This window comes from Paraburkholderia sp., assembly GCF_035948235.1.
Classification (GTDB): Bacteria; Pseudomonadota; Gammaproteobacteria; order Burkholderiales; family Burkholderiaceae; genus Paraburkholderia.
The window spans coordinates 1-19,120 of record NZ_DASZJJ010000321.1 but is presented as its reverse complement, the minus strand read 5'-3'; the positions used below and the strand labels follow the sequence as shown (position 1 = coordinate 19,120).

Below are 19,120 nucleotides of genomic sequence, written 5' to 3'. Positions count from 1 at the left end.
GCGTGGGGTGTGGTTCCCGTTCCTGCGCCGGCTTTGGCTTTCTCAGGTGCCGATCGTCAGGGTCTTGAGCATCAAGGTCTTGGCGGTGTTCAGCGTTTCGATGTTGGCCTGATACGAGCGCGACGCCGAAATCATGTTCACCATTTCCTGGACCGGATCGACGTTCGGCATGCTCACGTAGCCGTCCGCGTTGGCGGCGGGATTGTCCGGGTCGTAGGTCTGTTTCATCGGCGTCGGGTCGTCGATCACGCCGGTCACCTTCACGCCGCCCACCTGCTGGCCCGACGCGCTGCGCGCGCCGCCGAGCGGGTTGACCGCGAACACGACCTGCTTGGCCTTGTAGGGCTGGCCGTCCGGGCCGGTCGTACTGTCGGCGTTGGCGAGATTGGACGCCGTCACGTTCAAACGCTGCGATTCCGCCGACATGGCGGAACCGGCAACGCTGAAGATATTCATGAGGGATGGCATGGTTTCGTTGACCTCTGGTCGGTGCGTCTTGCTGCTGGCCTTAAACGTTTGCTGTGCGGCGAGTGCCTGGCGCCGCTCATTGCCGATGCTTAGCTCGAACCCGACTGGATCGCCGAAAGCATCGTCTTGATCTGGCTCGACACCACGGTCATGCCCGATTCGAAGTGCAGCGCGTTGTCCGCGAACTGCACGCGCTCGGTGTCGAGATCGACCGTATTGCCGTCGAGCGCGGGCTGCGTCGGGATGCGGTACATCACCGGGCTCGAATACGTGTCTGCCGGGCCGCCGGTCGGGATCAGCTTCGCGTTGCCCGCCATATGCCCCGCTTCGGTCGCCGCCATCGACATGCCGCTCGTCACGCCCGCCGGCTGCGCGAGCGCGAGCGGCTGGAAGTTGCCGCCGGTCGGCTGCGCCATGCCGCCAGGCGTGCTCGCGCCCGCCTGCCTGAGCGCGCCCGCGAGCGACGACGAAAAGTCGACGTCGCGCGCCTGGTAACCCGGCGTGTCGGCGTTCGCGATGTTCGAGGACAGCAGCGCCTGGCGCGTCGCGCGCACATCCAGCGCTTCGCGGCCAAAGGCGAATTCGGCGTCGAGTTTGTCCAGCATCGGGCGTTCTCCGTTACACGAAATGAAAGGCTGCGTCGGCGCATTCATCGCGCATCCGTTCTTTACGTCGAACGCGCAGGCCTTTTCGCATGGAGAGGAATGTTAGGCGGGGGAAGCAAGAACCAATCGGACGAATAGCCGGTAACTCGCCCCTCTATTCGACGCCAGGAAGCGGGACGCGCCACCTAGAATGCGAGGCGTGTCAATGCAATAGAGGGAGAACGACCATGCCGACCACCGCCCACCTGCGCGCACGCCGCGCGGCAGCGCTCCGGCTCGCGCCCGGCCGTTCGGTCCGCGCTTCGGTGCGCATTCAGGCGTTGCGTGCTGCGCTGGCCGCGTTGATTGGCGCGACGCTCGGGCTTGCCAGCGGCGCCGCCAGCGCGCAAAGCGATGCATCGGCCCAGCAGATTTATATCGCCGGCCCCGGCGACCGCGCGGGTGAAGACGCGCAACGCATGAGCGCGATGCTCGCCGATTCGTCGAAGAACAAGGCCGCTGCCAACGCGAACGCCTACGCGGAAATCGCGAAGTCGCTGGCGTACCGCGCGCAAGTTCAGGCGCAGCAGCCGGGCCAGGCGCCCGAAGCGCAGAGCGGCATGATTTCGATTCCCGGTCCCGGCGAGCGCGGCACGGCCGCTGCCCGTAATGCCGCCGCCAACGACACGCCCCAGATCGTCACGATTGCCGCGCCGGGTTCGCCTGCTTCACCCGTTACGCCCACGGTTCAACGCCCCGCGCAGCCGATGCGCCTGCCTAATGTCACAGCTGCCAATGCGAACGCAGGCGGCTTCCAGCGCGTGAGCGTGGCCGCGCCGTCGCGCGCGGTAACGCCCGTGGTCGTGCAAAGCGCGGCGGCCTATGGCAAAGCCGCGCAAGCCGTTCAGGCGGCGCAGGCCGTGCAGCCCGCGCCGGTGCCGCCAGGCCAGGAAGACGGCGAGCGTATCCGCGCCGCCGCCCTCGCCTTCCTGCAGCAACAGTCGGCCGGTCTGCCGGGCAAGGTGGAAGTCAGCGTCTCGCCGGTGTTTCCGCGCGGTCTCGCGGCCTGCGCCTCGCTCGAACCGTTCATGCCGCCGGGCGCGCGCAGCTTCGGCCACACGATGGTCGGCGTGCGCTGCGTGGGCGCGAAGCCGTGGACGCTCTACGTGCAGGGCCGCGTGGCCGTGCAGATCACCTACTACGTGGCGTCGCGCCAGATCAATCCGGGCGAGGCGCTATCCGCCGTCGACTACGTGCCGCGCGACGGCGACCTCTCGACCCTGCCGCAGACGGTCATCACCGATCCGAGCCAGGCCAATGGCGCCATCGCGCTCATGCGCATCACCTCGGGCCTGCCGCTGCGCTCCGACATGCTGCGCAGCGCCGCTTCCGTGGTGATCGGCCAGACGGTCAAGGTGATCGCGGTGGGCGACAATTTCACGATTTCCTCCGAAGGCAGCGTGCTCAACAATGCGGCCCCCGGCCAGCTGGTGCGGGTGCGCACGCCCAACGGACAGATTATTAGCGGCGTGGTGAAAGACGCCGCGACGGTGCAGGTGCAGATTTAGGACGATTCGGGAGCAGATCCATGCCCGATGCATCACGATCGGGCCCGAAAATGCCCAGGATGGCTATGTGCGGAAGGACACGTAACATCGTGTAACGGCTGGTGTTTAGCGCTAAAGTTCGCGCGGCCCCTTGCCGTTATCAAGGCCATACGGATCAGGAAGCCCCATCGTGAAAATCGACACCTCCACCCGCAATGACGCGCTGCCGCTGCAGGATGGCCTCGCGCGCGTACAGCAAGGCGAAACCGCAAGCACCGCGACGGCCGGTGGCACGGCGTCCAGCGCCCCTGCCGCCAGTGCTCAGGGCGCCACGAGCACCAGCGGAGACGCCAACGTGAGCCTTTCCAACCTTTCTTCCTCGCTGCGTTCGCTCGCGGCGAGCGGCTCCGCCGACATCGACATGGACCACGTCCAGTCGATCAAGGACGCCATCAAGAACGGCACGCTGCAGATCGACACCGGCAAGATCGCCGATGGCATTCTGGACACCGCGCGCGGCCTGGTCAAACCGGCCTCGGGCAGCTAGACGGCCAGCGGCGGGCCGCCCGCATAACCCGCTTTAACGGTGGTACCCGATGAAAGACGCTCTTCTCGCCACATTGATCGACGAACACGCTGCAGTGGAGGCGTTCGCCTCGCTGCTCGCCTTCGAGGAGAAGGCGCTGACAACGGCTGACGGCATGGATTCGCTGCCGCAGATCGTCGAGCAGAAGACGACGCTCACGCAGCGCATGGCCGGGCTGGAAAAGGTGCGCGATGCGCAACTCAAAGGGCTGGGGCTGCCGACCGGGCGCAAGGGCATCGAAATGGCCTGCGACGGCGACGCGCGCCTGCAGGGTCAATGGGCGCTGCTCAAGGGTTCGACCGAGCGCGCGCGCCGGCAGAATCTGACCATCGGCATGATGGTTCGCACCCGCATGGAGCACAACCGCCGCGCACTGGCGATCCTGCGCGGGGAAACGAATACCGGCGCGTCGATGCTGTACGGGCCGGACGGGCGCTTGCCGCAATTCGGGCTTTAAGGTGCACGCCGCGGTTTGGTGAAGCCGCGTGACAGATGATGGGGAAAGCCGAAGCCGGGGGTGCTTCGGCTTTTTGCTTTTTGGGGCTCCGGCATGCGCATGGCAGCCGATGGCTCGCGCCGACTTTCTGCAATCTCGCCTCGCCGCTTTCCGTGAGCGCTCGCCCATAAAAAAAGCCGAAGCGCTCACACGCTCCGGCTTCCCCCTCCCTGCCGGCGCCGCCTTGGCGACGCCATCGTTGTTCAGTTCTCCGTTCCCGCCCACGCCATTTCGCGCAGACGCGTACGCAGACGCGCCACCGCCTGGCTGTGCAGCTGGCACACGCGCGATTCGCTGACTTCCATCACCGCGCCGATTTCGCGCAGGTTCATGCCGCGCTCGTAGTAGAGCGACATGAGCAGCTTTTCGCGCTCGGGCAGGCGCTCGATCGCCTCGACCAGCGCACCGCGCAGGCTGTCGTCCAGCAGCGCCGAGAGCGGGTCCGAGTGATCGACGCAGTAGCGGTCGAGGAACGGCTCGTCATCCGCCGAGCGGTCGAAGTCTTCGTAGTAGATCAGCTGGCTGCCATGCAGGTCCTGCAGCATCGACTGGTATTCGTCGAGCGGCATTTCCAGATGGTCGGCGATCTCGGTTTCGCTCGCCGCGCGCCCCAGACGCTGTTCGACCTTGTGCACCGCGCTCTCCACCTCGCGCGAGGTGCGGCGCAGGCTGCGCGGCAGCCAGTCGTTGCTGCGCAGCTCGTCGAGCATCGCGCCGCGAATGCGCTGGCTCGCGTAGGTTTCGAACTGCGCGCCCTGGTCTTCCTTGTAGCGGTTGGCCGCGTCCATCAGGCCGATCATGCCGGCCTGGATCAAGTCATCCAGATCCACGCTCGCGGGCATCTTCGCCACGAGTTGCAGACCCAGGCGCCGCACCAGCGGCGCATATTTCGCGAGCACATCGGCCTGCGAAATCTTTCCTTGAGCGTTATACATCGTGCTCTCCTCTCGACCGCAGACCGGCTTTTACGCCCGCTGCGATCCCATGCAAATTAGTCGCTTGTTTCCCTTGCTGCGCTTCTCGAAACCCCACGTCAGGCGTGTTGGGGCGTCGGGCGCGGCACGGGCGGGTCCGCCCGCCATCCTGCATGGGCCGACGCAGGCGCGGATGGAACGCCAGTGACGGTCGAAACAAATGATTCGGCGGCCTGGCCGCTGGCGAGCGCTGATACTGCGGCAGCCGCCACGCCCGCAGGCGCGGTTTGCACCGTCGGCGCCGCCTTGCAGCTGTCGGCGGCTACGGCTTCGGCGAAACTCGTCGAACGCTCCGCTCCCGTCGAACGGGCCGACAGCGCCGGGCGCATCGGCCAGTGCGGCAGTTCGGCGGCCACATGGCGGAAGTCGCGCGCGGCGGCCGTCGACGGGAACGCATCGACGATGCAGCGCGACAGTTGCACCGCGCGCGGCATGTGCGGATCGGCCGCCACGCAGCCCGCGTTTTCGAGCGACACCGCGAGGTAGCGGCTCGCTACACCGGCGAGGTTCTCGAACGCGGCCTGCGCTTCCGGTCCATGTTCGATGTGGTTCGCCAGCACGCGGAACTGGCCAATCGCATGCGCGAAGTGCAGCCGCTTCATGCAGGCGTACGCATCGGTGATCGCCTGCGCGGAAACACGCATCACGATCATCAGGTCATGCGCGTGCATCGCGAGCGGCGACAACGCGCCTTCGGCGTCGAGCTGCGCGTCGATCAGCACGAAATCGGCGGGACCGGTCAGCACCTTGTTCAATTGCGCGCTGGTGTACTGCGCACGCTGCTCGCGCGAGGCGGCCAGCACACCGAAGCCGAGGGCGTGACGCCCCACCGCTTCGTCGAGCGCCATCTCGCCGCGCATCACCGCCGCGAAGTTGCCCGCGCCGCGCACGCCGCCGAGCAGAACGCTCACCGAGCGCGGCCCGAGGCATTCGTCGATGACGAGCACGTCCTTGCCCTGGGCGGTCAGCGCGGCCGCGAGATTGATCACGGCGGTCGTGCGTCCCGGCGCGCCGGGGCCACCCGTCACCGCGATCACACGCGAGCCTTCACGCGCCAGCAAACGCCGCAGGCCTTCTGCCTGATCGATCACGAACTTATCCAAACCGGACCTCGGGGGCTTGCGAATTCGAGCGGTTCGACAGCGCCGAGAGCAGCGCCGGAATGTCGTCCTCGTGCGGCACGAACGGCGAGCGGTCGCGCGGCACGCAGAAGGCGCTGCGAATCAGGAAGCGGCGCGTGGCCACGTACAGGTTCTCGGGCACCTTCTGGCCGGTCGAGACGTAATACACCGGCAGCTTGTAGCGCAGCACCGTGTCGAGCGTGCTGCCCAGATTGGTCGCTTCGTCGAGCTTGGTGAGAATGCAGCCGGTCAGCGGCGATTCGTCCGGGCCGCTCTGGTAGGCCTGCACAACTTCGTTGAGCGTGTCGCCGTGATTGGTCGCCGAGAGCAGCAGCAGGCGCTGCACCGGGCGGCCCGTGCCGCACAGCATGGCGATCTGGTCGGCCACGGCGCGGTCGCGCTGGCTCATGCCGATCGTGTCGATCAGCACGATGTGCTTGTTCTTGAGTTCGGTGAGCGCGAGTTGCAGATCCGCGCCGTCGCGTACCGCATGCACCGACACGCCGAGGATCTTGCCGAAAATGCGCAGTTGCTCGTGGCCGCCGATACGGTAGCTGTCGGTGGTGAGGAGCGCGACCTTGCTGGCGCCAAAGCGCATCACGCAGCGCGCCGCCAGCTTCGCCGTGGTGGTGGTCTTGCCCACGCCCGTCGGGCCCATCAGCGCGAACACACCGCCGCGCTCCATCAGCGCTTCTTCGTCGTCGAGCACCGGCAGATTCGATTCGAGCACCGACTGCATCCACTCCATGCCGGCTTCTTCGGTTTCCACGTCGGGCAGACGCTCGATCATCATCTTGACGAGCTGCGCCGAGAACCCCGCCGCGAAGAGCTGCTTGGTGAGCGCGCCCTGCACCGGCGTGCGGCGCTGGCGCTCGCCCCACAGGAGGCCCGCGAACTGCTCTTCCATCATGCCGCGCATGGAAGCCAGCTCGTTCATCACGGTCTCGTTGACGACCTGCTCGATGCGCGAGCGGATCGCTTCGCTCACCGTTTGTGCGGTATTCGTTGCGGCAGCCGCCGCGGCTGCGGAGGCCTCCGCACCGGGGCCCGGGCCGGCGGCGTCGGCGCTCTGGCCGATGCTGCGCGCGGCGCGTTTGGCGGCGGCATGGGCGGCTTCGAGCGCCCATTGCGGCTGGCTCGCCTCGACATCGGCGGAATGCACCGGGTCGGCGGTCATGCCAAGGCCCCTCGCCATCGCGGCGGACGGCGACATGCCGGGCGCCTTGGCATTTTCCTGCTGGCTGGCGATACGGCGGGCGTGATCGATCAGCCAGGGATTCGTTTCGGCCATCGTGCGCGGCGCGCTCGCGGAGTCGCCGAACGGCTTCGCAACGGCCTGCTCCAGCAGGGCGGCGGCTTCGCGCGCGGCGGATTGATTCGAGCCCGAGCGGTTCGCCACGTTTGCGCCGTTCGCCGGGAACGTGCCGAACGGCTGCGCGGCCATCGTCTGGGAGGTAGGCGGCATGGTCGATTGCTGCGCGCCCTGGCCGGCGGCGGCGCGCGAGGCCGCGAGCGGCTGTGCGGCCGGGCTGCCAATTGCGGCTTCCAGCGCGCTGGCCGCGGCCTTCGACGGCTTCGGCTGGCTCGTTTGGGCCAGCGAGACCGAGATGTCGTCGGCATCGGCGTGATCGTCATCGGCGTCGGCGTCATGCTGGCCGTCGGCGCCTGCGGCGCCCGGCTCCACGCCCACTTCCGGGCTTGCGCCGAACACCGACGAGAACACATCCGGCATGCCGCCGCTCGCGTAGGGGTTGCCGAAGCTTGCGGCGGCAGCAGCGGCTGCAGCCGCCGGCGCGCTCATCGAGGTGCTGGCGCCAGGCAGGGCCGCACGCTGAACGCGCGACGCGAGCGCGGGCGACTGTGACTGCGCTTGCAACGATTGCGGCTGGGCGGCACCGAGGCGCGCGGCATCCGCCGGCGCGATCGCCGCGAGGTCGCTGTCCGCGAGCGCGACGATCTCGACACTGCCGTCGTCGAGCGTGCGATTCGACAGGACGACGGCGTCCGCACCCAGCGCTTCGCGCACGAGGCGCAGAGCGTCGCGGCTGTTGCCACCGATGAATTTGCGAATGTTCAAGCTATGCCCCTGATGAGGTAAGCGGCCTGCGCCGCCTGTCGTATGCCGATGAATTGCGTCTGGATCACTGCGGGACCACGCACCGCGCGAACCCTTTTCCGATGTTGGAATTATTTCGAAGGTGAGCAGGTCACGATCGGTGGATCAGGACGGGGAAATGTGGGTAATTCGGCCAATGACATGACGCGCTAACGAAAAAGCCCGCGACTGGGCGCGGGCTTTTTGCTGATGGACGCGAAGAGGCGCCGAACGCGCCGGCCAACCTCAACCCACCCCCACCACATTCACCACCTTCACATTGCGCGTATCCGGCACCTCGGCGTACGACAGCACCTTGAGCTGCGGCAGGCTGCGGCGCAGGAAGCGCGAGAGCATCGGCCGCAGCGCATGCTGCACCAGCAGCACGGGCGCCAGACCCAGCACCTGCTGACGGCCCATTGCCATTTCCGTCTGCGTGAGCAGCGTGTGCGCGAGGCCCGGCTCCAGCCCCGGATTCGGCCCGGACGTGAGCGTCTGCGACAGCACCCGCTCCAGATTGGCGTCGAGCCCCATCACCTGCATGTCGCCGCTGCCCGGGAACCACTGCTGCGTGATCGCGCGGCCCAGCGAGATGCGCACCGCCGCCGTGAGATCGTGCGCGTCGGGCATGCGCGGCGCGTGTTCGGCGAGCGATTCCATGATCGTGCGCATATCGCGGATCGGCACGCCCTCTTCCAGCAGGTTCTGCAGGACCTTTTGCAGCGTCGTGACCTGCATGATCTTCGGCACGAGATCGTCGACCAGCGACGGCGTGTCCTTCTGCACGCGCTCCAGCAGCGCCTGCACTTCGCGGCGGCCCAGCAGTTCGGCGGCGTGCGTCACCACGAGGTGATTCAGGTGGGTCGCCACCACCGTGCTCGAATCGACCACCGTGTAGCCGAACACCTGCGCCTGTTCGCGCATATTCGAATCGATCCAGATCGCCGGCAGGCCGAAGGCGGGATCGGTGGTCGGCGTGCCCGGCAGCACCGCGCTTACCTGGCCGGGGTTGATCGCCAGCCACTGGCCCGGATACGCCTCACCCGAGCCCACTTCCACGCCCTTGAGCGTGATGCGGTAGGCGTTCGGACGCAGTTCCAGGTTGTCGCGGATATGAATGACCGGCGGCAGGAAGCCGATTTCCTGCGCGAACTTCTTGCGGATGCTCTTGATGCGCTTGAGCAGTTCGCCGTCGGTGTTCTTGTCGACGAGCGGAATGATGCGGTAGCCCACTTCCAGGCCCAGCGTATCGATCAGCGCCACGTCGTCCCAGCTCGCTTCGGTGTTCTCCACCGGAGCGGCTGCGGCCGGCAGCACGTCCGCCAGCACGGCGCTCGCCTTCTTCGCCTCGGCGCTCTTCTTCATCACGCGGCCAAGCTGGATCGCGCCGCCGCCCAGCAGCAGAAACGCAAAGTGCGGCATGCCCGGGATCAGGCCCATCATCAGGATGATCGAGCCGGTGATCACCAGCACGCGCGGGTTGGTGAAGAGCTGACCGGTGAGCTGCGTGCCGATATCTTCGTTGGTCGCCACGCGCGAGACGATCACACCCGCCGCCGTCGAAATGACCAGCGACGGAATCTGCGCGACCAGACCGTCACCGATGGTCAGCAGCGTGTAGGTTTCGCCCGCCGAGGCGAACGGCATGCCGTGCTGCACCACGCCCACAATCAGGCCGCCGATGATGTTGATCGCCATGATCAGGAGACCTGCGATCGCATCGCCGCGCACGAACTTGCTCGCGCCGTCCATCGAGCCGTAAAACTCGGCTTCCTGAGCGATTTCCGTGCGGCGCTTGCGCGCGGCTTCTTCGTTGATGAGACCGGCGTTGAGGTCGGCGTCGATCGCCATCTGCTTGCCGGGCATCGCGTCGAGCGTGAAGCGCGCGGACACTTCCGCGATACGCCCCGCGCCCTTGGTGATCACCATGAAGTTGATGACCATCAGGATCACGAACACCACGATACCCACGGCGAAGTTGCCGCCCACGAGGAAGTGACCGAACGATTCGATCACCTTGCCCGCGGCGTCGGGGCCGGTGTGGCCTTCGAGCAGCACGATACGCGTCGACGCCACGTTCAGCGACAGGCGCAGCAGCGTGGAGAACAGCAGCACGCTCGGAAACGCCGCGAAGTCGAGCGGCTTCATGGTGTACATGCTGACGAGCAGCACCATCACCGACAGCGCGATATTGAAGGTGAACAGCAGATCTAGCAGGAACGGCGGCAACGGCAGGATCATCATGCCGAGGATCATGCAGATCAGGATCGGCCCGGCGAGTGCGCGCAGATTCGTGCTTTGCAGCATCTCTGGGCGCCGCGCGAGGAAACCAGTGCGGGCGTTCATTACGTTGCTCCTTCATTGCCGTCGCGCGCGGTGTCGGCGCGACCTGCGGTGCTTGCTTGATCCGGCGCTGCACTGGCAGCGTTTTTCGTTGCGGCGCTATTTGTGGCGCTATTTGCCGTGCCTTCGTCGGGCGACAGCGCTTCGTCGGCTTCTTCGGCGGCGTCCTCGTCGCTCACGCCGCCCTGGTCGAGTTCCGGCGGCACGTCGAGATCGGTCGGCTCCATCGGCACGTCGCCGCCATGCTCGCGAAAGCGCTTGAGCTGGTAGACCCACGCCAGCACCTGGGCGACCGCGCCGTAGAGCGAGCCGGGAATTTCTTTGTTCAGATCGACGTTGTGATAGAGCGCGCGGGCGAGCGGCGGCGCTTCGAGCAGCGGGATGTTGTTTTCGGTGGCGATGTCGCGAATGCGCGCCGCCACCAGGTTCACGCCCTTGGCGACCACGCGCGGCGCGCGCATGTCGCCGTCGGTGTATTGCAGCGCAACGGCGAAGTGCGTCGGGTTGGTCACCACCACGTCGGCCTTGGGCACCTGCGCCATCATGCGGCGGCGCGCCATGGCGCGCTGCTGCTGGCGAATGCGGCCCTTCACATGCGGGTCGCCTTCGTTTTCGCGGTGCTCGCGCTTCACCTCTTCCTTGGTCATGCGCAGCTTGCGGTGATACGACCAGAGCTGATACGGCACGTCGATGGCGGCCAGCAGGAACATGCCGGCCACCGTCATGCCGCAGCACACCACGATCAGGTGAAAGGCGTCGGCGAAAGCGCGCGGCGCGGGTTGCATGCCCAGCCCCAGAATCTCCTCGCGGTGATTCCACAGTGCCGAGCCGCCAATCGCGCCCACCAGCAGCGTCTTGACCAGCGACATGCCCAGTTGCACCGGCCCGTTCAGGGAAAAGATGCGCCCGAGGCCCGTCATCGGATTGAGGCGATCGAACTTCACGCCAATCGACTTGGTCGAGAACAGCCAGCCGCCCAGCGCCAGCGGCGCGAGCAAGGCGGCTGCGCCCGTCAACGCGAGCACGGGCAGCACCGCGAAGATGCCTTCGCGCGCGGCCACGCCCGCGCCCGTCAACATGCGTTTGGTCTCGAAAGCGCCTGCGTGATCGAACGTCAGCGCGCCGCACAGCATGGCCTGCAGATGTCCGCCGATGGTGTCCGAGAGCAGCCACGCGCCAAAGCAGCCCGCCGATAGCAGCGCGAACGTGGAAAGCTCCCGCGAACGCGCAATCTGCCCCTCCTCACGCGCCTTTTCGAGGCGCTTGGGAGTGGCTGATTCGGTTTTTTCGAGGTCGCTGTCCTCTGCCACAGATGCTCCGGTCGGCGGCGCACCCAGCCCGCCACCCTTGTGGTGACGGCGCACGCCCTTTTTCAGTGAGAGCGATTATTGCCTTGCGGCACAAGCGACGATCGAAGGATCAGGACAGGGAAACCCGGGTATTTCGCCGGATGGGTGCGCGCGGGAGCGCTTTTTGAGAGGCAATGAGGGCGGGAACGGTGCGGGTAGAAGCAGGGCTTGAAGCGCAGCGCCGGGTCTGCCGGAAACTGCGCTTCAAGCCTGCACGGGCGGACTCAGAACGCGACGTACGGCGCTTGCGTGCCGCCCGTGACGGACTGGTCGATCCCGTAATAGACGTAGCGGCCGTAGAAGAACGGCAGCCCAAGGTCGAGGCTCGAATTCGAACCGAACTGCCCCGCCAGGTCGTTGAAGGCGAAGAAGCTGGCATTGCCCAGCAGCGCGGACGCGTTCACCACGTTGAAGCTGATACTGCCCGAGGCGTTGTTCTGATCGACGAGCGTGGTGGTAAAGGTCAGCGCCGTGGCCGGGCAATAGAACGAGCCGAGACTGCCGCCGCACTGGGCGATGGCGCTATCGGCGAAGAAAATGCCGTTCGAGCCCGAATCTAGGAAGGCGCTCAGCGAGCGACCGTTGAACGTGGTCGAGAGGTCGCCCCACGCGGTGGTCGTAAAACGCTGGGAGGCCGCCAAGGCGTTATTCGACTGCGTGCCGATGCCGAATACCAGCGTGCCCGTGGCCGAGGCCTGGCCGCTGTTGGAGACGGGCGGCATCTGCAGGATCACGCCGTTGTTGTCCGTGGCGAAGTGCGCGACCGGGTTGGCCACCTGCTGCTTGAGCGCCACGGCCGTCTGGGTGCAGCTCGTGCCGTTCGGACACGCGAAGTAGTTGCTGTTCGCGGCCGTCACACAGGTCGCGCCGCAGTCCCAGGGCGCGACGCCGATACCCAGAATGCCGTTGGCCCCAAGCGCCGAAGTCGAATTCTGCGCCGCGCCGATGTTCGCGCAGGCCTGCGGCACCGACGAGCTGGCCAGGTCGCCGATCACCTGGATCGGGATGGCGCTGGCCGTTTCGCCGCCGATCTTGACGTCGGCGGTGCGCACCGTGCCCCAGGTGTAGCCGTCGGCGAATGCGGTGCATTCGGCCAGCGTGCTGCTGCCCGAACTCACCTTCGTCAACGCGCCCTGCATCGTACTGTTGAGCGCCGTGTTGAGCACGCGCAGGCCGTAGGAAGCGGTGTCCACCTGGACGTTGTTGATGGTCTGGCAAGTGCTGCTGCTCGCCACGCAGACCGTCACGCTGACGGTGGGAATGTTCGGCGTCGAGTTGGTGACGCCGCTGTTGACCGTCACGGTGACGGTATTGGCGGCGGTCGCGGCAATCGGTTGCTGGGTCGGGCCGGCAGGCAACGCCGAGGTGTTGCTGCCGCTGCCGCCGTTGGTGAAGGTGGTCGAGCTGCCCGAGTCGGAGCCGCCACCACCGCCGCAGGCGGCCAGCCCCGCTGTGAGCGCGAACGTCATGGCGAGCAACCAGCCACGCGGCGCGCGCAAGGAGCGAGCGAGGGCGTTGAGGATTCGGTAATTGAACACGCGTCGCCTCCCGTTCGTCATTGAATGTCGGACGTGCTGAAGCCCGCCGGCAACGCCTGCGGCAGCCACGCCTGCCCCGAGAACGCGCCCATGTGGCCGCCCGAATGCACGACGAGCGCGCTGTTCTCGACCGCGCCCGGCCCGCGCACGCCATTGGCGCGACTTGCCTGCACGCCCGCTACGTACTGCGGGAAGTAAGTGCCGAGCAGCGCGGAAAGATCCGGCATCTGCGGCCCGCTCCACGCGACCGCGAACACCGTGCCCGCGCTGGTGAGGTATTCGCGCACGGCGGTGCCGTTGGCGAGCGTGGTCTCGCGCACCGTATAGGCGGTGGACGTGCTGGAAGAACTGCTGGATGCGTTGGTTTGAACCGCCTGACGCGCCACCGCGGAAGCGACGCTGGGCCCGGATGTCGTATTGACGCTGGCGCCCGACGGCGTAGTCATGGGCGCGCCGCCGAGCGCAGCGCTGGCTGGCTGCGCACCGGCCAGCATCCCGCCGAGCATACCCATTGCGCATAGAAGCGCGACGCCGAGGCGCGACGCCGCGCCGGGCAAACGCCGTGCGGCGCAATCAGAAAGCGAACGGGATAACGCAGACGTGCCGACGGTCGATCCCGACGCGTCGGACATTTTGGTAAATGGTTGCGGATTCAAGGCGGCCCTCCCTCTCTCGGTGGCGCGTTCCTCCGCGCGGCGCGTGGCGCCAGCCGGCCCGGATCACGACAGCGGGCGAAGGCAGAAGGCGGACGGCGGCTAGACGGGGAACGGCTGGCTTCGCTTCGTTGCGCCGCTGCGGCACCCGTGGATGTCTGCTTACGATGGCAACGCGCGAACGTCCTCTAGTATGCCTGTCCCACATGACATGCGACAGATCGCCGGAGGGCCAGAATGCGCCCTGTCAGCAGGTTGTTAAGCGCCACGCATCATTCACGCAATCACCACCGATCACGCGGCGCCCAACCCCTCTCCCTGCGTCAGAAACCGAGGCTCGCCAGCAGGTCGTCCACCTGCGCCTGATCCTGCATCACGTCGGCCTTGCCTTCCGGATTGATCTGCGGACCGTTGAGCAAGCCTTCGGGGCTGCCCGTGCTCGCCTGCACCTCGGCCAGCGCCGCCGCCGTGGCCGCGAACTGCTCGCGCCGCTCCGGTGCGATGTTCTCGACCAGCACCGTCAGCAATTGCTGCTCGATCAGATAGACCACGTCCATGATCTTCTTGATCACCTGCCCGGTCAGATCCTGGAAATCCTGCGCCAGCATGATTTCGAGCAACTGCTGGTTGGTCGCCGTGGTCGTCTGCGGCACCACGTCCAGGAACTGGCGCGTGTCGTCCATCAGCGCGCGCACTTCCTCGCGGCCGATCGGTGCGCCGTACCAGGTCGCCCAGCGCGCCGACAGCACCTTCGCGTCGGCTTCGAGCTTTTCCTGCATCGGCTTGGCGACTTCGATTGCGGACAGCACGCGCTCGGCGGCCTGCTCCGTCATGTTGGCGACGTAACGCAGCCGGTCGCGCGCGTCGGGCACCGCCTCGGCGGCGCGCTCCACGTGCTTGTCGAGGCCAAGCTCGCGCATCGAATCGCGCAGCGTGCGCGTCAACTGGCCGATGCGCGCGAGGATGCGGTCCGTCGCGAACTCGCCCGAATCGGCGCCGGCGTCGTCATGCTGCCCGGCGGGCAGCGCCGCGGACGCATCAATGGGCTCGTTCACGCTCAGCTCCCGGTCTTCGCCATCTTTTCGAGAATCTTGTTGAGCTTCTCGTCGAGCGTGGCCGCCGTGAACGGCTTCACGACGTAGCCGCTGGCGCCCGCCTGGGCGGCGGCAATGATGTTTTCCTTCTTCGACTCGGCCGTCACCATCAGCACCGGCAGATGCGTGAGCGTAGCGTCGGCGCGGATTTCCTTGAGCATGGCCAGACCGTCGAGGTTCGGCATGTTCCAGTCCGAAATCACGAAGTCGTAGTTGCCGCCGCGCAGGCGCGCGAGGCCCGCTGCGCCGTCTTCGGCTTCATCCACGTTCGCGTAGCCCAGTTCCTTGAGCAGGTTGCGGACAATCCGGCGCATCGTCGGAAAATCGTCCACCACCAGAATCTTCATTCCCTTATCCATCTCGGTTCCATTCTCCAGGCTAAAACCCGGGCAATTATCCAGACAAGCGCGGCGCCTATCCAGATAAATTAATCGTGATCGATCGTACAGTCCTTACAGAACCATACGATCTCTCGAAATAGTGGCGCGCAAAGATTGCGCCGCATGCGTCAGACGCGCTGGACGCGCTCTCCCATCGAGGCGAGGCGCGTCATCACACGACGGCTCATATCCGCCAGCGAGGCGATCTCGTCGGCGGCGCCGAGTGCAATCGCTTCGCGCGGCATACCAAACACGATGCAGCTCGCCTCGTCCTGCGCGAGCGTGAAGGCGCCCGCCTTGCGCATTTCCAGCAGGCCCGCCGCGCCGTCGCGGCCCATGCCCGTCAGAATCACGCCGATGGCGTTCTTGCCCGCGTGCTGCGCCGCCGAGCGGAACAGCACGTCCACCGACGGACGATGCCGGTTCACCGGCGGGTCGTCGGACAAATGAGCGATGTAGTTCGCGCCGCTGCGCGCGAGCAACAGGTGAGCGTGACCCGGCGCGATGTAGGCGTGGCCGGGCAGCACGCGTTCGCCGTGCTCCGCCTCCTTCACGGTGATGCGGCACAGGCCGTTCAGGCGCTGCGCGAACGACTTCGTGAAACCGGGCGGCATATGCTGCGCGATCAGCACGGCGGGCGCGTCGGGCGGCAGCGGCTGCAGCACTTCGCGGATCGCCTCGGTGCCGCCCGTCGACGCGCCGACGATGATCAGCTTTTCGGTCGACACGAGCGGGTTGTTGATCATCGGCGCGGCGGCGGCCGGTGCATGCGCGTGGGCGGCGTGCGTCGCGTGCGTGCCCGCGTGCGGTGCGGCGCTCGCGCCAGTCGCCGGGGCGCTCGCACGCACGGGCGCGGCCGGACGCACGCGCGCGCGGGAAGCGGCGCGCACCTTGTCGGCGAGCTTTTCGGCGTAATCGAGCATGCCGTCGCGAATGCCGACCTTGGGCTTGGTCACGAAATCGACGGCGCCCAGTTCCAGCGCGCGCAGCGTGATTTCATTGCCGCGCTCGGTCAGCGACGACACCATCACGACCGGCATCGGACGCAGGCGCATGAGTTTCTCGAGGAAATCGAGACCGTCCATGCGCGGCATTTCCACGTCGAGCGTGAGCACGTCGGGGTTGTGCTGCTTGATCAGCTCGCGCGCCACAAGCGGGTCGGGCGCGGTGGCGACGACGGTCATGTCCGGCTGGCTATTGATGATCTCCGTCATCAGGCTGCGGATCAGCGCCGAATCATCGACGCAGAGAACCTTGATTTTTTGCACAGCGTTCACGCCTCCTCTACTGTCCTGGCGTTGTCATGGCCGAAACCCGGACCATGACTGGATGGCCGCGTGGCCGACGCGGCGCCCGCACCGAACAGCTCGATGCGCGGGCGCGCCGGCTGCGGCGCGGATGTTGGAAAGGGGTTGCTGCCTGCAGCGCCTGCACTGCCGTTCGCACCGGCGCGGGTTGTGCCGTTCAGGCCGAACAGCTCGACACGGGCGCGGGCCCGCGCGAGACGCTCGGCGCGCGCTTCTGCGCTTTGCTGGGCGAGCTGCTGCTCGCGCTCGGCGACGCTGGTCTCCTGCGACAGGCGCAGCTTCTTGACCATCACCTGGCCCGTGCGCGGCAAAAACGCGACCTTGCGCGGATGCGAGCCTTGCAGATCCTCGGCGGTGATGCGGATGCTTTCGGTCGCCAGATAGCGGCGCACGAAGGCGGAATTGCGATCGCCGATGTTCATCGTCGTCATGCCCGCCAGCACGGCCGCGCCGCCGAACACCTTGGCCTCGAAGCGCTCGCGGCGCCCGCCCGCCTTGATCAGCTCGTTGATGAGCACTTCCATCGCGTACGCGCCGTAGCGCATGGCGTCGGAGGCGGCGTGCGGGGCGTGGGCGGCATCGGCGCCGTCGTCGGGCAGCATGAAGTGATTCATGCCGCCGATCCCGGCGGTGCGGTCCTGAATGCAGGCGGCCACGCACGAACCAAGCACGGTGACGAGCACCATGTCCTCGTTCGTGGTGAAGAATTCGTTCGGCAGCAGCTTCACGCCGGGGCGATGAAAGTGCGTGTCGAAATAGCGGTTGGTCGCGATCGGCAGACGGGTGCTCATGCGCTCGCTCCGATCGGTTCGGCCTTGACGCCGGGTTTGGCGGCGGCTGTGGCGCTCGCGCCCGCGCTGCGGCCGCGCGTCAGTTCGTAGACGGTCTGGCCGCGCAGACGGAACGCCTGCGTCACATACGTGAAGTTCTCCGAATGCCCCGCGAACAGCAGACCGTCCGGCTTCATCAGCGGCTCGAAGCGCGTGAGCACCTGCGCCTGGGTCGGCTTGTCGAAGTAGATCATCACGTTGCGGCAGAAGATCGCGTCGAAGGTCGTGCGCAGGCCGTAATCGGCGTCGGTCAGATTGAGCTGCTCGAACTTGATCATCTGGCGCAGTTCCGGGCGCACCTTCACTAGCCCAGCATGCGAGCCGGTGCCTTTGAGGAAGAAGCGCTTGAGGCGTTCGGGCGTGAGGTGCTTGACCTGATCGTAGGCGTAGACGCCCGCGTCGGCCTTGGCGAGCACCTGGGTGTCCAGATCCGTGGCGAGCACGCGCGCTTCACGCGCGGCGCGTTCGCCCAGCGCTTCGATCAGCGTCATGGCGATCGAGTACGGCTCTTCGCCCGTCGATGCCGCCGAGCACCACACGGAAACCGGCTGCGCGCGACGTTTCACGAAATCGGCGAGGATCGGAAAGTGATGCGCCTCGCGGAAGAACGCCGTGAGGTTGGTGGTGAGCGCGTTGGTGAACGCTTCCCACTCGCTCGCGTCGTTGCGCTTTTCGAGTTCGTCGAGATAGTCGCGGAAGCTCTCGAGGCCAAGCGCGCGCAGACGCCGCGCGAGGCGGCTGTAGGCCATGTCGCGCTTGTGGTCCGACAGCGAAATGCCGGCGCGGCGGTGGATCAGCGAGCGGATGCGCTCGAAGTCCGCCGAGGTGAATTCGAAGTCGCGCGCGGCGCCCTCGCCACTGATGCCGGGCGCGCCCGCGCGCGGGGTGTCGGCGTGACGCTCGCGATCATTCCGATCGGGACGTGGAAAACGCAGCGCGTTCATGATGCCGCTCCAGCGCGCCATGCGCGCATGCCTGCTGCGTTCATCGAATCTTCCATGGCCGTTGCCGCCTGGCCGCCCGCCTGCAATGCGTGCGGCGCATGCGCGGCACGCGCCGCTTCCGCCGCCTTGCGGGCAGCGGCGCGGTACATTTCCGGCCGTCCTTGTGCGCTCATGTGCATTGCTGTGCTCGTCGCGATATCAGTGGTTCAAGGGTTCCGCTCGGCGCGGAGGTTCAGAAGGTTTCCCAGTCGGAATCGTCCGAAGCGGACGGCGCCGTGCTGGCGATCTGCGGTTCGCTGCGCGTCGCGGCGGCGGGCTTGAGCAGCGGTTTTGCCGCGCTCGCCTCAGCCGCCGGTTTGGCCAGCGGGACACGCTTCGCAGTGACGGGCTTCGGTGCAGCAGGTTTCACAGCAGCCGCAGCCACGGCTGACGAAGCCGCTGCCGGACGCGTTGCGCGCGATTCGCTGCTGTGGCTTGCGCCGTGACCCGCGTTGTGCCCCGCGTTATGCCCATTCGTGCGCCACGTCGCCAGCACGCTCTGCAGGTTGCGCGTCTGCTCTTCGAGCGACGCCGCCGCTGCCGCCGCCTCTTCCACCAGCGCCGCGTTCTGCTGCGTGACGGTGTCCATCTGCGTGACCGCGCGGTTGACCTGCTCGATGCCGCCCGACTGCTCTTCCGATGCCGCGCTGATCTCACCCATGATGTCGGTCACGCGGCGCACGGCCTGGACGATCTCTTCCATCGTCGTGCCTGCCCGGCCCACCAGCACCGAGCCGCTTTGCACCTTGTCCACCGAGTCGCCGATCAGCTC

General features: G+C 66.8%; 18 protein-coding genes and 1 pseudogene. 3 read left to right on the top strand and 16 right to left on the bottom strand.

Going from position 1 to position 19,120, the window contains the following annotated elements:
- Positions 1-42 precede the first annotated feature (42 nt).
- Both flgC and VG320_RS28360 read right to left on the bottom strand, forming a co-directional pair.
- Positions 43-468 carry a flagellar basal body rod protein FlgC gene (flgC, locus tag VG320_RS28365; RefSeq protein WP_322048747.1) on the bottom strand — a complete coding sequence of 142 codons (426 nt, stop codon included), beginning with the start codon at positions 466-468 and terminating at the stop codon, positions 43-45.
- Between the two features lie 89 nt (positions 469-557).
- Positions 558-1,073, bottom strand: a complete 516-nt coding sequence (locus tag VG320_RS28360) for a flagellar basal body protein (RefSeq protein ID WP_327203382.1) — start codon at positions 1,071-1,073, stop codon at positions 558-560.
- Between the two features lie 227 nt (positions 1,074-1,300).
- Between VG320_RS28360 and flgA the strand changes: the two genes are divergently transcribed.
- The 3 genes from flgA (at position 1,301) to VG320_RS28345 (ending at position 3,642) form a co-directional block, all read left to right on the top strand.
- Positions 1,301-2,620, top strand: coding sequence for a flagellar basal body P-ring formation chaperone FlgA (flgA, locus tag VG320_RS28355; RefSeq protein ID WP_327203381.1), 1,320 nt, complete (start codon positions 1,301-1,303; stop codon positions 2,618-2,620).
- Between the two features lie 169 nt (positions 2,621-2,789).
- Complete coding sequence (gene flgM, locus VG320_RS28350) at positions 2,790-3,146, top strand: flagellar biosynthesis anti-sigma factor FlgM (protein ID WP_327203380.1); 357 nt, start codon at positions 2,790-2,792, stop codon at positions 3,144-3,146.
- A 49-nt stretch (positions 3,147-3,195) separates the two neighbouring features.
- Complete coding sequence (locus VG320_RS28345; protein WP_327203379.1) at positions 3,196-3,642, top strand: flagellar protein FlgN; 447 nt, start codon at positions 3,196-3,198, stop codon at positions 3,640-3,642.
- Between the two features lie 242 nt (positions 3,643-3,884).
- On the opposite strand, the gene VG320_RS28340 is transcribed toward VG320_RS28345, so the two are convergent.
- The 14 genes and pseudogenes from VG320_RS28340 to VG320_RS28275 all read right to left on the bottom strand — a co-directional run.
- The gene (locus VG320_RS28340) at positions 3,885-4,616 is read right to left on the bottom strand and encodes an RNA polymerase sigma factor FliA (protein ID WP_027816052.1); all 732 of its coding nucleotides are present in this window, start codon (positions 4,614-4,616) and stop codon (positions 3,885-3,887) included.
- Positions 4,617-4,975: 359 nt separating this feature from the next.
- Positions 4,976-5,758 (bottom strand): annotated as a pseudogene (locus VG320_RS28335) (MinD/ParA family ATP-binding protein); the annotation flags it as partial.
- Positions 5,751-7,853 (bottom strand): flagellar biosynthesis protein FlhF, encoded by a 2,103-nt coding sequence (gene flhF, locus VG320_RS28330; protein WP_327203378.1) that lies wholly within the window; start codon positions 7,851-7,853, stop codon positions 5,751-5,753. The gene flhF and the pseudogene VG320_RS28335, both read right to left, overlap by 8 nt.
- Positions 7,854-8,117: 264 nt before the next feature.
- Positions 8,118-10,217 (bottom strand): flagellar biosynthesis protein FlhA, encoded by a 2,100-nt coding sequence (flhA, locus tag VG320_RS28325; RefSeq protein ID WP_327203377.1) that lies wholly within the window; start codon positions 10,215-10,217, stop codon positions 8,118-8,120.
- Positions 10,217-11,524, bottom strand: coding sequence for a flagellar biosynthesis protein FlhB (flhB, locus tag VG320_RS28320; RefSeq protein WP_327203376.1), 1,308 nt, complete (start codon positions 11,522-11,524; stop codon positions 10,217-10,219). Before flhB ends, flhA begins: the two co-directional genes overlap by 1 nt.
- 263 nt (positions 11,525-11,787) lie before the next feature.
- Positions 11,788-13,032: a DUF3443 domain-containing protein gene (locus tag VG320_RS28315; protein ID WP_327203416.1), complete on the bottom strand. Its 1,245-nt coding sequence runs from the start codon at positions 13,030-13,032 to the stop codon at positions 11,788-11,790.
- 86 nt (positions 13,033-13,118) lie between these two features.
- Complete coding sequence (locus VG320_RS28310; protein ID WP_327203415.1) at positions 13,119-13,613, bottom strand: DUF2844 domain-containing protein; 495 nt, start codon at positions 13,611-13,613, stop codon at positions 13,119-13,121.
- A gap of 464 nt (positions 13,614-14,077) precedes the next feature.
- Positions 14,078-14,809 (bottom strand): protein phosphatase CheZ, encoded by a 732-nt coding sequence (gene cheZ, locus VG320_RS28305; protein ID WP_327203375.1) that lies wholly within the window; start codon positions 14,807-14,809, stop codon positions 14,078-14,080.
- A gap of 2 nt (positions 14,810-14,811) precedes the next feature.
- On the bottom strand, positions 14,812-15,207 hold the full coding sequence (cheY, locus tag VG320_RS28300; protein WP_027816047.1) for a chemotaxis response regulator CheY: 396 nt from the start codon (positions 15,205-15,207) through the stop codon (positions 14,812-14,814).
- Positions 15,208-15,356: 149 nt separating this feature from the next.
- Entirely contained in the window at positions 15,357-16,505 is a 1,149-nt protein-coding gene (locus VG320_RS28295) for a chemotaxis response regulator protein-glutamate methylesterase (protein ID WP_327203374.1), read from the bottom strand.
- Positions 16,502-17,326 (bottom strand): chemoreceptor glutamine deamidase CheD, encoded by an 825-nt coding sequence (gene cheD / locus VG320_RS28290; RefSeq protein ID WP_327203373.1) that lies wholly within the window; start codon positions 17,324-17,326, stop codon positions 16,502-16,504. The genes VG320_RS28295 and cheD overlap by 4 nt, the downstream gene beginning before the upstream one ends.
- Positions 17,323-18,309 (bottom strand): CheR family methyltransferase, encoded by a 987-nt coding sequence (locus VG320_RS28285; protein ID WP_327203372.1) that lies wholly within the window; start codon positions 18,307-18,309, stop codon positions 17,323-17,325. The genes cheD and VG320_RS28285 overlap by 4 nt, the downstream gene beginning before the upstream one ends.
- Entirely contained in the window at positions 18,306-18,482 is a 177-nt protein-coding gene (locus tag VG320_RS28280) for a hypothetical protein (protein ID WP_327203371.1), read from the bottom strand. The genes VG320_RS28285 and VG320_RS28280 overlap by 4 nt, the downstream gene beginning before the upstream one ends.
- Before the next feature lie 59 nt (positions 18,483-18,541).
- Positions 18,542-19,120, bottom strand: a 579-nt coding sequence (locus VG320_RS28275) for a methyl-accepting chemotaxis protein (protein WP_327203370.1), incomplete at its 5' end; no start/stop codon positions are given.

Bases quoted from the DNA above. Each gene is read 5' to 3' on its own strand.
- flgC (WP_322048747.1), bottom strand. From the start codon at position 468: ATGCCATCCCTCATGAATATCTTCAGCGTTGCCGGTTCCGCCATGTCG.
- VG320_RS28360 (WP_327203382.1), bottom strand. From the start codon at position 1,073: ATGCTGGACAAACTCGACGCCGAATTCGCCTTTGGCCGCGAAGCGCTG.
- flgA (WP_327203381.1), top strand. From the start codon at position 1,301: ATGCCGACCACCGCCCACCTGCGCGCACGCCGCGCGGCAGCGCTCCGG.
- VG320_RS28345 (WP_327203379.1), top strand. From the start codon at position 3,196: ATGAAAGACGCTCTTCTCGCCACATTGATCGACGAACACGCTGCAGTG.
- VG320_RS28340 (WP_027816052.1), bottom strand. From the start codon at position 4,616: ATGTATAACGCTCAAGGAAAGATTTCGCAGGCCGATGTGCTCGCGAAA.
- flhA (WP_327203377.1), bottom strand. From the start codon at position 10,217: ATGAACGCCCGCACTGGTTTCCTCGCGCGGCGCCCAGAGATGCTGCAA.
- VG320_RS28315 (WP_327203416.1), bottom strand. From the start codon at position 13,032: ATGACGTTCGCGCTCACAGCGGGGCTGGCCGCCTGCGGCGGTGGTGGC.
- VG320_RS28310 (WP_327203415.1), bottom strand. From the start codon at position 13,613: ATGGGTATGCTCGGCGGGATGCTGGCCGGTGCGCAGCCAGCCAGCGCT.
- cheY (WP_027816047.1), bottom strand. From the start codon at position 15,207: ATGGATAAGGGAATGAAGATTCTGGTGGTGGACGATTTTCCGACGATG.
- cheD (WP_327203373.1), bottom strand. From the start codon at position 17,326: ATGAGCACCCGTCTGCCGATCGCGACCAACCGCTATTTCGACACGCAC.
- VG320_RS28285 (WP_327203372.1), bottom strand. From the start codon at position 18,309: ATGAACGCGCTGCGTTTTCCACGTCCCGATCGGAATGATCGCGAGCGT.
- VG320_RS28280 (WP_327203371.1), bottom strand. From the start codon at position 18,482: ATGAGCGCACAAGGACGGCCGGAAATGTACCGCGCCGCTGCCCGCAAG.